9 protein-coding genes are annotated in these 14,484 nt (G+C 67.8%); 2 read left to right on the plus strand and 7 right to left on the minus strand.

Annotated features, from left to right (window positions below; all coding sequences use genetic code 11):
• Positions 1-5: 5 nt before the first annotated feature.
• Positions 6-3,419 (minus strand): bifunctional RecB family nuclease/DEAD/DEAH box helicase, encoded by a 3,414-nt coding sequence (locus HQ325_RS14510; protein WP_222630505.1) that lies wholly within the window; start codon positions 3,417-3,419, stop codon positions 6-8.
• Between the two features lie 30 nt (positions 3,420-3,449).
• Positions 3,450-4,403 (minus strand): alpha/beta hydrolase family protein, encoded by a 954-nt coding sequence (locus HQ325_RS14515; protein WP_222630507.1) that lies wholly within the window; start codon positions 4,401-4,403, stop codon positions 3,450-3,452.
• Positions 4,404-4,492: 89 nt separating this feature from the next.
• Between HQ325_RS14515 and HQ325_RS14520 the strand changes: the two genes are divergently transcribed.
• A complete protein-coding gene (locus tag HQ325_RS14520) occupies positions 4,493-5,104 on the plus strand; it encodes an alpha/beta hydrolase (protein ID WP_222630509.1) in 612 nt (203 codons plus the stop codon).
• Between the two features lie 2 nt (positions 5,105-5,106).
• On the opposite strand, the gene HQ325_RS14525 is transcribed toward HQ325_RS14520, so the two are convergent.
• Positions 5,107-6,681 (minus strand): molybdopterin-dependent oxidoreductase, encoded by a 1,575-nt coding sequence (locus HQ325_RS14525; protein WP_222630510.1) that lies wholly within the window; start codon positions 6,679-6,681, stop codon positions 5,107-5,109.
• A gap of 134 nt (positions 6,682-6,815) precedes the next feature.
• Positions 6,816-8,606: a long-chain fatty acid--CoA ligase gene (locus tag HQ325_RS14530; protein WP_222630511.1), complete on the minus strand. Its 1,791-nt coding sequence runs from the start codon at positions 8,604-8,606 to the stop codon at positions 6,816-6,818.
• Positions 8,607-8,752: 146 nt separating this feature from the next.
• Between HQ325_RS14530 and HQ325_RS14535 the strand changes: the two genes are divergently transcribed.
• On the plus strand, positions 8,753-10,447 hold the full coding sequence (locus HQ325_RS14535; RefSeq protein WP_222630512.1) for a DEAD/DEAH box helicase: 1,695 nt from the start codon (positions 8,753-8,755) through the stop codon (positions 10,445-10,447).
• Positions 10,448-10,474: 27 nt separating this feature from the next.
• Here the strand turns inward: HQ325_RS14535 and madM are convergent, their stop codons facing one another.
• The 3 genes from madM to HQ325_RS22495 are packed head-to-tail and all read right to left on the minus strand — an operon-like array spanning position 10,475 to position 14,469.
• A complete protein-coding gene (gene madM / locus HQ325_RS14540) occupies positions 10,475-11,239 on the minus strand; it encodes a malonate transporter subunit MadM (RefSeq protein WP_222630513.1) in 765 nt (254 codons plus the stop codon).
• A gap of 1 nt (position 11,240) precedes the next feature.
• Positions 11,241-11,645 carry a malonate transporter subunit MadL gene (gene madL / locus HQ325_RS14545; RefSeq protein WP_261778164.1) on the minus strand — a complete coding sequence of 135 codons (405 nt, stop codon included), beginning with the start codon at positions 11,643-11,645 and terminating at the stop codon, positions 11,241-11,243.
• A 25-nt stretch (positions 11,646-11,670) separates the two neighbouring features.
• Complete coding sequence (locus HQ325_RS22495; RefSeq protein WP_261778163.1) at positions 11,671-14,469, minus strand: AMP-binding protein; 2,799 nt, start codon at positions 14,467-14,469, stop codon at positions 11,671-11,673.
• Between the last annotated feature and the right edge of the window lie 15 nt (positions 14,470-14,484).

A 14,484-nucleotide genomic window follows, 5' to 3' on the forward strand; every position in this document is an offset into this window, starting at 1 on the left:
CCGCGTCACTCGTCCGGGCTCACCCGCATGAAGGCGCCGACCAACGACAACTCCGCCGGTGTCGAGGGTAGGTAGTGCGTCAGAGCGGGTGAACGCACGACGTACGCGGCCCACTGTCCGCGCGACAACGCGACGTTGATACGGTTGCGCGACAACAGGAATTGCATGCCGCGCGGCACGTCCTCGGGGGCCGACGCTGCCATGGACACGATCACCACGGCGGCCTCCCGGCCCTGGAACTTGTCGACGGTGCCGCACGAGGCCTCGTGCAGTCCGGCATCGTCGAGCGCTGCGCGCACCGTGGCGACCTGGGCATTGTAGGCCGCCACCACGAGCAGGTCCGAGGCGCCGAGCGGCCGTGTCTCCCCATCACACGTCCAGGCCGATCCGACCAGTGACCGTGCGAGTCGGACTATCTCGACCGCTTCCTCTCGCGAGGACGTCGCGTTGCCCTCGTGGTCGACGAGAACTGTGTGCACTCCCGGATCGACGCCGTCCAGGTGCCGTCCCAGCACTGTGTCGTGCGAGCGGAGCCGTCCGTCGTAGGACAGCTCGGACACCACGGAACACAGCTCGGGGTGCATGCGGCGAGTGGTGGCCAGGAAGTACCCGAGGTCGGCCGGGAGCGTGTCGGAGCCGTCCGCGAGCCAGCCCAGAGCAGAGGTGTCCACCGGTTCGGGGTGACTGCCCTGGCTCACCTGCGGCAGCTGCTGCGGATCGCCGAGCAACAGGAGGTTGCGTGCCACCCGCGCCACCGCAATGGTGTTGGCCAGCGAGAACTGGCCCGCCTCGTCGACGACCAGCAGGTCCAGCTCCTGCTCCGCGAACTCCTTGCGGTTGGTGAACGGCCAGGCCGTCGCACCGACGACGCATCCGCCGGTGTGCGCGGCGGAATGATCTCCCCAGGCCTTGACGTCGACCCACGGATGCGGGCCGGACGTTGCTTTCACCTTGACGACTGCGGCGGGATCGAGCCCGGCCTCGACGACGTTGTCGAGCAGATTCTCGATCACCGAGTGCGATTGGCCCACCACGCCGATTCGCCACCCGTGATCGCGTGCGAGTGCGGCGATCACTCGCGATCCGGTGTAGGTCTTTCCCGTTCCGGGCGGCCCTTGGACCGCGATGTAGGAATCGTCGAGATCGAGGAGCGACGCCGTGATGGCCGCGGCGATCTCCTCGTCGACGACCGTCGCGAGCGGTGCGCCGGACCGGGTCCGGGGAGGATCACGACGCAGGAGGTCGACCACGGCCGAGGCGTGGACCTCGGGAAGGTGATCTGCTGCCTCCGCCGCGGTGGCGGCGATGGCCTCCCGCAGCGTCGTGGTGCTGAAGCTGGCCTTCGGCACGGTCGCGACCGGGAGGACGTCGTGCGGTTCGGCTTCCTTGGTCAGTGCCTCCTCGACAGTCAGGTAGGCGCCGTCCTCGGACACGTCGACGATCCTTCCCGGCATGGTCCACCGGTACTGCGGGTTCGCACGTTCTCTCGGAGGAACCCACTCAGGTGCCGGCGGTGCGTACAGGACCCTGACCTCGGTGCCGACTCTTCCACTACCGGGACCGAATTCACCGCGTAGGACAGTGGTGCGTCGGGCAACGTGCGCGCGTGGTCGTGTCGCCCACTCGGTCATGGACTCCACCTCCTCGACCATGAACACGTCGCGGGTGTCCGCCCACTCGTCCACCGGCGAGGCCAGCCGGTCGAAGTGCGCCCACCAGTACGGCTTCTCCTCGCGCTGGTGATATCCGACCGCGGCGGCGAGAAGGGCGATCGCCTGCTGGTCGGCCGTGCGTGAGACCGGTTCACCGGCGAACTCCCACAGGGCGTCTCGCACCGCGTCCCTGTCCTCGTCGACCGGTTCGGCCGCGTCGAGCGGACCGCGGGGCACCACACCCGCGCGTTCGGCGTGACCGAGCAACCAGTCGCGCAGTTCCCGCGTGGAGCGGCAGTCGTACTCGTTGTAGTCGGCGATCTCGGCGAGGACTCCGGCCGCCTCGTCGAGGTCACCGCGATCGCGCAGATCGCACCACCGCGCGTACTCGGTGATGGAGGCGACGGCGTCCGCGACGTCGCCGCGGTGATCGGTCATGTACAGCGGTTCGAGCTTCTTGATGCTGTAGCTCGGTGCGCCGATGCGCAGGGCGGACCGCACGACGGGATACAGGTCGACGAGGATCTGCTGCCGGAGAAGGTCGTCGACCTCGTTCTCGTACACCCCGTACCGCGAGGCCAGACGCAGCAGAGCCGACTTCTCGTATGCCGCATAGTGATACACGTGCATGCCGGGGAACGCCTCGCGGCGTGCGCGCACGTACTCGACGAAGGCGACGAAGGCGGCCCTCTCCTCGTGCCGGTCGTGGGCCCAGAACGGCCGGAACGCGCCGTCGGACTCCATGACGCCGAAGAGGTACTCGAGCCCCCAGTCGGAGGAGCCGCGTTCGGCGTACAGCGGGTCGCCCTCGAAGTCGAAGAAGATGTCGCCCTCGTCCGGAGCGGGCAGGGCACCGAGAGCGCTCGGGGTGTGCACGTCGACCACCGGTGAGCCCGACTGCTCCTGCTGCACCTGGGCGAGGGCCTGCGCGCGCAGGGTGCCGAGGGATCGCTCCGAGAGGTCCGCGACGGGACCGGTGTGTGTGGCCAACTCGTCGACGGTCGTGATCCCCGCGGCGTGCAACGTGGACCGCTGGGAGACGCGCATCCCGGCGACCAGCAGTAGGTCGCGCTGCGCCTCGACCTCGGGGGTGCAGTGCTCGCACCGGAAGCAGGCGCGAATGTCGGGGTCGGCCCAGGATGCCGGGAGCAATTGCGTCAAGTGGCCGGACAGCAGGGCCACCATCTCGCTCCGTGCGCGGCGGTAGACGGGGAGGACGTCCGGCAGGTGCACGAGATGGTCGGTGCCGTCACCGAGGACGAGGTGGCCCGTGGCGGACGTGGGAACTCCGACAGCCTCGAGCGCGTCGGCGTACGCCGCGATCTGCAGGACCGACGGGACGCGCTCGGTGCGCGACAGCTTGGTGTCGTGCACCGCATAGGTGTCGGTCGACGGGTCGTGGATCAGGAAGTCGCTGAAGCCGAGGAACTCGCCGTCGAAGAACGTGCCCTGGTAGATGACGGGGACGCGCTGCTGCGCCGCGGCGAGGGTGGCCTGTGCGGCGGCGGCCAGCGCGGACGGGATGCTCTCGGCCGGCCGTTCGATGGTCACGACGCCGTCCGGATGCTCGCGCTCGAGTCTCAGCAGCTCGCGGGCCTCGTGTCGACTGCCGAGGCGCGCGAGCCGGGCGAACATCGCGTCGTCGACCTGCTCGGTCTCGATGCGGCCGAGGTTCGCGTCGAGCGTGCGCAGGAGTGCGTACTCGCACCGGGATGCCAGCGCGAGGTCGCCTGCGCTGTGGACGAGGGTGTCTCCGGTGACGAACATGCCGCCACCCTAACGAGACCGGCCGACAGGTCAGCGGGTCCCGAGGGCCGGTGCGATCGTCGTGCCCCATGCTTCCTTCAGCTGGTCCTCGAACAGGGCCCAGCTGTGCGAGCCCTCGCCGCGCATCGAGATGGTCGCAGGCACGCCCGCCCTCCGCACCGCGTCGGCGAAGATGCCGGTGCACGTGTTCACCATGGCTTCGACGGCTGCTCCACCGAACGGGGGAATGCTGCCGGGCGGGATGCGATCGACGGGGCCGGGAACACCGCTCGCGGATCCTGCGTAGACAGCCGTTCCGCGGAGGCGGTCGGCGTGGAGGGACGGGTCGTGCTGCGCCCATGCGGGAGCACCGGGAGGGCCCCACATGTTGAAGGGGTTGTTCAGAGCGCCGCCGATCATGATCGAGATGGCGGCCTGGGCGAGCGGGTTCGACGATGCGGGGCACCCACTGATGGAGGCTGCGGCGCGGTAGAGGCCGGGCGCCTGCACGGCGAGATCGAGCGCCGGACCGCCGCTCATCGACACGCCTGCCACCGCGTTTCGGCGCGTACTGCCGAAGTGCTGGTCCATGACGCCGGGCAGTTCCTGCGTCAGATAGGTCTGCCATTTGTTGGAGCCGAGGATGGGATCGTCGGCGAGCCAATCCGTGTAGAAACTCAGACGCCCACCGATGGGGAGCACGACGGTGACGTTCTTGTCGGCGAAGAATCCCGGGGCGCCGGAGTTGTTGATCCAGCCGACTCCGTCCTCGTTGCCCAGGGCGCCGTTGAGAAGGTAGAGCGTGGGGAGCGACCCGCCGCGAGCAGGACGGAGGACGTCGTTCGGCACGACGCGGTTCATGGCGGGGGAGTACACGTCGACCACCGAGTGTGTCGGGGAGAGCTGCCGCACCCCGACCACGCGGGCAGGCTCCGCAGCGGAGGCGGCGGGCGCCCCGAGAAGAGCCGCGATGACGGCGATGACGACGACGAAAACGAACCTCATGGTCCGATGCTCGCACGACGAGAGGGATCGTGGGGTTCGGTTCTGTGTCGAACCGGTGACTATTGAGTCACATCAGCCACAATGGCCACATGCCGTTCTTCGAGGGACCCCGAGGCCGTGCTCACTATCGGCAATGGGCACCGACCGCGGATCCCGCCGCGACCCTCGTCTTCCTGCACGGGCGGGGACAGCACAGCGGCCAGTACCACCGGTTCGGCGCCGCCCTGGCCCAGCACGGCATTGCCACCTGGGGCCTCGATCACATCGGTCACGGACTGTCGGAGGGCGAGGTGGCCGACGACGCTGCGTACCTCGACGCCCTCGCGGAGAATGCGCGGCACCTGCTCGACATCCTGGCCGAGGCCGGCCACAGCCCCGCGGTGATGGGCCATTCGCTGGGGTCCGCGACAGCGGTACGGATGCTGGCGGCGGGGGCGAGCGCACCCGCCGTCGTGCTGGTGGCCATGCCGCCGCGTGCGATCGTCAGAGAAGACCTGGTGCTCGCGACCGCGTCGCCGACCCTGGCACTGCACGGTGTGGACGACCGGATGGTGCCGATCGACGGTGTCCGTGATCTCGTGCGAGGCATCCCGACGATCACGCTGCGCGAGTACGCGGACGCCGGTCACGACCTGGTGCACGAGAAGGTCCACCGCACCGTGACCGACGCGGCCGCAGACCACGTCCTCGCGTTCGCCTGACGTCAGCTGACGATGATCGTGCGGGTGTGCCACCCGGTCGAACCACCGGGAATCGGCGGGGTGCGCTCCTCGACCTGTGTGTTCCCGTCCTGATCCGTCGCGCGGACCTGGATGTTGTGGTTGCCCGCAGTGGCCTCCCAGTCCCAGAACCACTGGCGCCAGGTGTCGATCGTGTACTGCTCGGCGAGCGTCGCTTCCTGCCACGGACCGTTGTCGACGCGGACCTCGACACGCTCGATGCCACGCTGCTGCGCCCAGGCGGTACCCGCGACACGGACGGGGCCGGGTGCGACGGGGGCGAAAGCGGCCGGCACGTCGATGCGCGAGGCCGTCTTGATCGGCGCCTTGTCACCCCAGCCGCGATCGGTCCAGTAGGCCGTCGCCTCGTCGAAGCGCGTGAGTTCCCAGTCGACGACCCACTTGGTGGCGGAGACGAATCCGTACAGGCCGGGCACCACCTGTCGCACCGGGTAGCCGTGCTCGACGGGCAGCGGCTCGCCGTTCATAGAGATCGCGAGCATCGCGTCGCGCCCGTCGATGAGGGCCTCGACCGGCGACCCGATGGTCATGCCGTCGATGCTCGTGGACAGCAGCATATCCGCGTCGGCCTGCACACCCACTTCGTCGAGGATGTCCTTGATGGGGAACCCGATCCAGGTCGCGTTGCCGGCGAGCGGTCCGCCGACCTCGTTGGACACGCACGTCAGCGTCACGACGCGCTCGATGGGAGTGCGAGCCATGAGGTCGTCCCAGCTCAGCGTCATCTCGCGGTCGACCTTGCCGTGGATCTTGAGCTGCCACTCGGCGGTGGTCAGCTGCGGGACCTGCAGAGCGGTGTCGATGCGGTAGAAGGTGTTGTTCGGTGTGACGAAGGTGGTCGCACCCTCGACACCGATGTCGGTACCGGCCGGAACGGCGGCGGCTTTCTCGCCGGCCGCGACCGTGGGGAGGCGGAAGTTCTTGATGTCCTCGGCGACGCCGGCGACACGATCGCCGAGGTATCGGCCGACCGTGCCGGCTGCGACGGCCACCGCGGCGGCAGCGCCGAACAGGACGAGGAACTTACGACGCGGCATGAACCCGTCGACCGTGCCCGCCGGCACCTCCAGCGCCCGTGTGAGGGCCTGCAGGACCGCGATGCCCAGGACGACACCGACCACGGTGGGGATGACATCGCCGAGTGAGGACGTCGGCCGCTGCAGCACCGCGTAGACGCCGACGGCACCGAGCACCAGCAGGATCACCGATCCGATGGGACGGGACGGGCGCTCGAGCAGTCCGGCGATGGCGGCGATGATCGCGATGCCGATGGACATGCCGACGAACAGGGCGACCTTGTCGTTGGTGCCGAAGGTGTCGATCGCGAACTCGCGAGCGAACGCGGGCGTGCGGTCCACCGTGGTGGATCCGACGGCGAAGAACGGTGACGACGCCGAGCTGAAGAGGAGCGAGAGGATCTCGCCCACGCCGAGCACGACGCCGGCGGCGACCACTCCGCTGAGCATGCGTGCGAAGGGATGGACGCGCGTGCGCGCGGAGTCACCCGAGGTCTGGCGTTCGGTGGTCGTCGTGGTCATGACTGCTATTCGTCACGATGGCAGTGGTGGCTTGCTTCGGCGGGCGTGTTGGCGAGCCACAACGAGCGAGGCGCGCCCGTGAGGAGTTCTCACGAGCGCGCCCCGGGGGGTCGGACCTACGGGTCGGACGAGTGTCAGCCGCCGTAGATGTCGGCCACCTCGGTGGCGTGCGACTCCAGAATGACGTTGCGCTTGAGCTTCATGGTCGGAGTCAGTTCTCCCGACTCGATCGTGAAGTCGCCGGGCAGGATCGTGTACTTCTTGATCTGCTCGGCCTTGGAGACCTTGGAGTTCGCCGTGTCGACGGCCTTGTCGATCTCGGCGATCAGGTCGGCGTTGGTCGTCAGATCGCTCGCGGACGTGCTCTTGTCGAGGTCGTGACGCTCGAGCCAGCCGGGCAGAGCCTCGGGGTCCAGCGTGATGAGCGCCCCGATGAACGGCTTGGCGTCGCCCACGACGAGGCACTGGCTGACCAGCGGGTGCGAGCGGATGGAGTCCTCGAGGCCGGCGGGAGCGACGTTCTTGCCGCCTGCCGTCACGATGATCTCCTTCTTGCGCCCGGTGATCGAGAGGAAGCCCTCGTCGTCGAGTGATCCGAGGTCGCCGGTGTGGAACCAGCCGTCGCGGATCGACTCCTCGGTGGCCTTGTCGTTGTGCCAGTAGCCGGAGAAGACGACCGGTCCCTTGACCAGGATCTCGCCGTCCTCGGCGATCTTGACGGCGTGACCGGCGAGCGGACGACCCACCGTGCCGATGCGCTGCTTGTCGGTGGTGTTGACGGTGACAGCCGCGCTGGTCTCGGTCAGGCCGTACCCCTCACGCACCGGCACTCCGATGCCGCGGAAGAAGTGCCCGAGGCGAGCGCCGAGGGGGCCACCACCGGACAGTGCGCTGGTGCACCGTCCGCCGAGTGCAGCACGCAGCTTCGAGTAGACCAGCTTGTCGAACAGGGTGTGCTTGAGCTTGAGCACCAGGCCGGCGCCGCCCTTGTCCTGCGCGATGCTCCACTCGATCGCGACGTCCGCGGCCTGATCGAAGATCTTGCCCTTGCCGCCGTCGTGCGCCTTCTGCTTGGCCGAGTTGTAGACCTTCTCGAACACACGGGGGACCGAGAGGATGAAGTCCGGCTGGAACTCGGCGAACTGCTCGACCAACGTCGTGGTGTCGGACGTGTGCGCCACGGTGACCTTGGCCTCGAAGGCGCCGAACGACACCGCGCGGGCGAACACGTGCGCCATCGGGAGGAACAGCAGGGTGCGCTTTCCCTCCGTCATCTGGTCGTGCAGCGCCACCTGGGTGGCCGTCGTCTCGGCGTAGAAGTTCGAGTGCGTGAGCTGGACACCCTTCGGGCGGCCGGTGGTCCCCGAGGTGTAGATGAGCGTGGCGGCCGACGACGCGGACACCTGGCGACGACGGGCGTGCAGATCGTCGTCCGACACGGAGGCGCCGCGGGTGGAGAGCTCGTCGATGGCACCGCCGTCGAAGCTCAGCGTCTCGCGGAGATCGGCGGCGCTGTCGGTGACGTCCTTCATACGGGTGAGGTGCTCGGAGGTCTCGACCACGAAGAGCTTGGTCGCGGAGTCCTCGAGGATCCACTGCGCCTGATCTGCCGCGGACGTCTCGTAGATGGACACGGTGCAGCCACCGGCGGTCCAGATCGCGTAGTCGAGCACGACCCACTCGTAGCGGGTTCCGGCCATGATGGCCACGCGGTCACCGAACTCGATGCCGGAGGCCATGAGTCCCTTGGCCACGCCCGCGACCTCCTCGGCGAACGTGCGTGCCGTGACGTCCTTCCACGAGCCGCCGACTCGCCGTTGGAACGCCACCCACTCCGGGGTCTCGCTCGCGTAGCGGAACACGGTGTCGGCCATCGAGATGTCGTCCGGGATCGTGTAGGACGCGGGTACCGAGTATTCGTGCACGGTGTCTGTACCTTCCAGTAGCAGCAGGTTTGTTGTGTATTGGATCACATGAGGCAGCGCTGCGGTGATCGTAGTGCCGTATCCGCTTTGTCCTGTTCGATCAGATGTCGTTCTGCAGGTGGTCGCTGGACTAGACTCTGGTGCACATGAGCACTTCCGAGTCGGAAACGGTGTCCACCGACACCCCCTCGTTCGTCGATCTGGGTATCGACGAGCGTGTGCTGAAGGCCCTCGCGGACGTCGGGTACGAGACTCCGTCGCCCATTCAGGCAGCCACCATCCCGCCGTTGATGGCCGGGCAGGACGTCGTCGGCCTCGCGCAGACCGGCACCGGCAAGACCGCCGCGTTCGCCGTGCCGATCCTCTCGCGTCTCGATGTCGCCAACCGGGTGCCGCAGGCGCTGGTCCTCGCCCCCACCCGCGAGTTGGCCATCCAGGTGGCCGAGGCGTTCGGCAAGTACGCCACCCACATCGAGGGTCTGCACATCCTGCCCATCTACGGCGGACAGGCGTACGGCATCCAGCTCTCGGGTCTGCGGCGTGGTGCGCACATCGTCGTCGGCACGCCCGGTCGCGTCATCGACCATCTCGAGAAGGGCACGCTCGACCTGTCGCACCTCGAGTACCTCGTGCTCGACGAGGCCGACGAGATGCTGAAGATGGGGTTCCAGGAGGACGTCGAGCGCATCCTCGCGGACACCCCCGAGTACAAGCAGGTGGCGCTGTTCTCGGCGACGATGCCGTCGGCGATCCGCAAGATCTCCCAGCAGTACCTGCACGATCCGGTCGAGATCACGGTGAAGACGAAGACGTCCACCGCCCCCAACATCACGCAGCGCTACGTACAGGTGGCACATCAGCGCAAGCTCGACGCGTTGACGCGGATCTTCGAGGTCGAGGACTTCGAGGCCATGATCATCTTCGTCCGCACCAAGCAGGCCACGGAGGAGCTCGCCGAGAAGTTGCGGGCCCGGGGCTACTCGGCCGCCGCCATCAACGGCGACATCGTGCAGGCGCAGCGCGAGCGGACCATCGGTCAGCTCAAGAACGGCGCGCTCGACGTGCTCGTCGCCACCGACGTCGCGGCCCGCGGTCTCGATGTCGAGCGCATCTCGCACGTCGTCAACTACGACATCCCGCACGACACCGAGTCGTACGTGCACCGCATCGGGCGGACCGGTCGCGCCGGACGCGCGGGCGAGGCGCTGCTGTTCGTCGCCCCGCGCGAGCGGCATCTGCTCAAGGCCATCGAGAAGGCGACACGGCAACCGATCACCGAGATGCAGTTGCCGAGCGTCGACGACGTCAACGCGCAGCGCGTCGCCAAGTTCGCCGACTCCATCACCCAGTCGCTGTCCTCGACGTCGCTCGGGCTGTTCCGTCGACTCATCGAGGACTACGAGCGCGAGCACGACGTGCCCCTGGCGGACATCGCCGCGGCGCTGGCGACGCAGTCACGGGACGGCGACGCGTTCCTCATGTCGCCCGAGCCGCCACCCCCGCCGCGGGAGAAGCGCGAGCGCCCCGAGCGGAAGTTCGACGATCGGGACGCTCCGCCGTTGCGCAAGTCCCGCAAGGGCGATCAGGATCTGGCGGTGTACCGGATCAGCGTCGGCAAGCGGCACAAGGTGGCGCCGGGCGCCATCGTCGGTGCCATCGCGAACGAGGGCGGGCTGCGGCGCAGCGACTTCGGCCACATCAGCATCCGGCCGGATCACAGCCTCGTCGAGCTCCCGGCAGACCTCGCGGACGAGACATTGGAAGCGTTGCGCCGCACCAGGATCAGCGGTGTGCTCATCCAGCTGCAGCGCGACGGCGGACCGCCCCGCGGCAAGCACTGACCCGCGGGTTCTCCGGTCGACGGCCCGTCAGCCGCCGGTGATCGTCCGGAGGATCACGTAGAACAGCGACGGTCCGAGCAGGCAGCCGATGCCGGTGTAGAACGTCGCGGTCATGGCGCCGTACGGCACCAGACGCTTGTCCGTGGCCGCCAGACCGCCGGCCACTCCGGAGGTGGTGCCCATCAACCCGCCGTACGCCATGGCCGATTTCGCATTGTTCAGACCGATGAACTTGGCGATCATCGGAGTTCCCACCGTGACCACCACGGACTTGACGAGGCCCGCGGCCACGGACAGTGCTATCACCTCGGAGCTGGCACCCACGGCTGTACCGGTCACCGGACCGACGATGTAGGTGGCGGCGCCTGCGCCGATGGTGGCCAGAGATTCCGCATCGCGGTAACCGAAAGCCCAGGCGACGGCCGCGCCGACGACGAAGGACACCACCACGCCGAGCAGGATGGACAGCACTCCGGTGAGTCCGGACCGCTTGATCTCCTTCAGGTCGACACCGAACGCCGTCGACACGATCGCGAAATCGCGGAGCATCGACCCACCCATCAGCGCCAGGCCGGACAGCACGGCGAAATCGGCGAGTCCATGGGTACCCCCGGTGGTCACACCGCCCCAGTAGGCCAGTGCGAGTCCCACGAGGATCGCGATGGCGGAGCCCTGCAACCGGCCGCGAGTCACGTGCTTCGACAGCCATCCCGACAGGAGCATCAGTCCGCCGACGACCACGAAGGCGACCAGGAGGTTGTTGTTCTCGAGTACCGAGCTCACCGTGTCCATGTCACGCCTCCTGCAATTCGTCGTCGGTGAGCGGCGGCAGAGGTTCGGAGGGTTCGCCGATGCGGGCCAGCACGGGAACGAGTGCGGCGCCGGCGATCAGGGCACCCAGTCCGGCCAGGAGTGCCATCGGGCCGCCGGTGATGGCGGTCGCGACGTTCTGAATCGACGCCATCGCGATGACGATCGGGATGTACATCGCGCTCCAGAACAGCACTCCCTGTTCGGTGGCCTTCGGGAACTTGCCGCGTCGTCTCAACCAGTCGGTGGCGAAGATCAACATGATCATCGCGAATCCGACGCCGCCGACGTTCGCGTCGACACCGAGTGCGAGACCCAGAAGCTCGCCGATCACGCTGCCCGACAACATGCACAGTGCCAGTGCCGCCACTCCGTAGAGAACCATCATTCACTCCTGAGACAGGGAAGGGATGTCATGCGATCGCGCCGTCGAAGAGGCCGGCGTACGTCGCGCGAAGTTGGGCCTTCTGCACCTTGCCCATGACGTTGCGGGGAAGTGCCGGCACCACCCGTACCGCGCGCGGTTGCTTGAACCGTGCGAGATCGCCGGCGACGAAGTCGAGCAGTTCCTGCTCTGCCACCTCGTGGCCCTGTCGGGTCACGACCACCGCCACCACTGTCTCGCCGAAGTCGGGGTGCGGTACGCCGATGACGGCGGATTCGAGCACCGAGGGGTGCTCGTCGAGCGCCTCTTCGATCTCCTTGGGGTAGATGTTGTACCCGCCCGAGATCACCAGGTCCTTGTCCCGCCCGACGATGCAGAGGTAGCCGTCCTCGTCGATCGTCCCCAGATCGCCGGTGACGAAGAAGCCGTCCGCGCGGAACTCGGACGCCGTCTTCTCCGGCATCTGCCAGTACCCGGAGAAGACGTTGGGCCCGCGCACCTCGACGATCCCCACCTCGCCGTCGGCCACCGGCTCGCCGCTCTCGCGGCCGACGACGCGGATCTCGGTTCCGGGCAACGGTTTTCCGACGGTGCCGGGCTTACGCGGACCGCCCTCGTACGGATTGGTGGTGTTCATTCCCGTCTCGGTCATGCCGTAGCGCTCGAGGATCGCATGGCCGGTGCGCGCCGCGAAGGCCTCGTGGTCGGCGGCGAGCAGGGGCGCTGACCCGGAGACGAACAATCGCATGGTCGCGCAGTGCTCGGGAGTCAGACGCTCGGTGGCGGCCAGCCGCGTGTAGAAGGTGGGCACACCCATCAACACGGTGGCGCGCGGCAGTAGATCGACGACCGTCTCGGCGTCGAACGTGGGCAGGAAGTGCATCGACGCGCCGGCGGCGATCGTCATGTTCGCGGCGACGAAGAGTCCGTGCACGTGGAAGATCGGCAGCGCGTGGATCAGGCGGTCGTTGCTGGTGAACTGCCACGCCTCGATCAGCGCCTCGCAGTTGGAGACCAGGTTGCCGTGGGTGAGCACTGCTCCCTTGGAGCGTCCGGTCGTGCCGGAGGTGTAGAGGATCGCTGCAGGATCGGCTGTGGCGGCGTCGTGGACGTCCAGATGCCGACCGTCGCCGCTCAGCAACGTCCCGTCGGAGTTCGCGCCGAGAGTCTCGATGACGAGGCTGTCCAGATGCTCGGAGTAGCCCTCGAGTCTGTCGGGCGAACAGACCAGCACACGCGGCCGAGCGTCCCCGAGGAAGTACCGCATCTCCGCATCGGTGTATGCGGTGTTGAGGGGGAGGAACACGCCGCCGATCTGCAGGGTGGCGAGGTAGAGCGCCAGGGCCTCCGGCGATTTGGGCACCTGCGCGGCCACCCGATCGCCCGGCGTCACACCGTCGGCGACGAGGCGCGCGGCGATCGCGTGCACGATGTCCGAGGTCTCGCCGTAGGTGACGGTGGCGGACCCGGGCAGCTCGAACAAGGGCGCGTCGGGTCGGCGTGACGCCTGGTCGGCGAAGAGTCGGTACATGGTGGTGTCGTGTTCCATCGGCGTCGTTCCTCTGCTGTCGGATGATGCGGTGAGTGTTGTGGCCAGATCGGACAGTGGGCCGGTGACCGAGATGTCGCGGTGACGCACGAAGGCCTCGTGTCGTTGTTCGAGCTGGTCGGGCTCGTAGCGGTAGTTGACCATCGCTCCGTACGACTGGCTCCACGCCCGGGGCGAGGTGTCGGCAGGCCAGTTCAGGCGCCAGGCCGTCGCTCCGTTGCCCAGGTGAAAACGTGCGACCGGATCCACCGGACGGCCGTCGGATCGTGTCTCGACGGTCAGGTACCGGGAGAGGGCGATGAGCAGTGGCTCGCGCAGCGCGTCGATCGTGTCCTCGGCGAGATCCGACGGGGAATGCGCGGCGTCCAGCGCGTCGACCAGTCGCCATGATTCGGGGTCGTCCTCCGCACGTGCCGCGAGCCATGCTCGGAACCCGGGAATCGGTGAGAGCGTGACGAAGTCACGAAGGTGAGGCAATTGCGCACTCACCTGCTCGATGACCTGCTTGATGAGCAGGCTGCCGAACGAGACGCCCGCCAGTCCGTCGAGTGCGTTGTTGATCGAGTACAGCGCAGCGGTGTCCGCGTCGCCCGGATCCAACGACGTGCCGGGTTCGAGGAGCGGTTCGATGTGGTGGGGAACGCCGCGCACGAGTGCGATCTCCACGAAGATCAGCGGCACATCGTTCGTCGCGGGGTGGACGAACGCGAAGATGCGGCGGTCTTCGGGCAGGAGACGTCGACGAAGCTCCGCCTCGGTCGACATCGGGTGGACCGTCTCGTAGTGCAGGAGGTGTCGACGCAGCTCGGCCGGTGACTCCCGGGTGACCTCGATCATCTGCAGGAATCCGCGATTGAACCAGGACGTCAGAAGGTGATGGAAATCGTGGTCGAGTGGTCTCAGATCCCGATCGTCCCGCATCAGCCGACGCAGGTCCGAGCGCATCTCGACGAGGGAGAGGGTCGCGCCGGGTGCATGGTTGAGACGCCGGAGCAGTTGTTGACGGGCCGGCTCGACCGCGTCGAACAGCCTCGTCAGCTCCTCGCCCGCAGCAGATCCGTTGTCTCGCTCGCGTTCCCAACGATGGAACGCGTCGCGCACCCGATCGTCGTCGACGCCGTAGGTCGTGGTCACGTGGGTGAAGAAGCGGCGCTTTCCGCCGTCGTCGAGAGTGCGATAGGCATCGAGGGCCTCGATGGCGACTGCGCGTATCGATGCGTCGCCGATGTCGCCCATCAGGGTCTCGCATGCCGCGATCAGTGTGTCCTCACACTCCATGTGGCGTCCTTCCCG

Source organism: Rhodococcus sp. BP-349 (assembly GCF_019835845.1).
Lineage (GTDB): Bacteria > Actinomycetota > Actinomycetes > Mycobacteriales > Mycobacteriaceae > Rhodococcoides.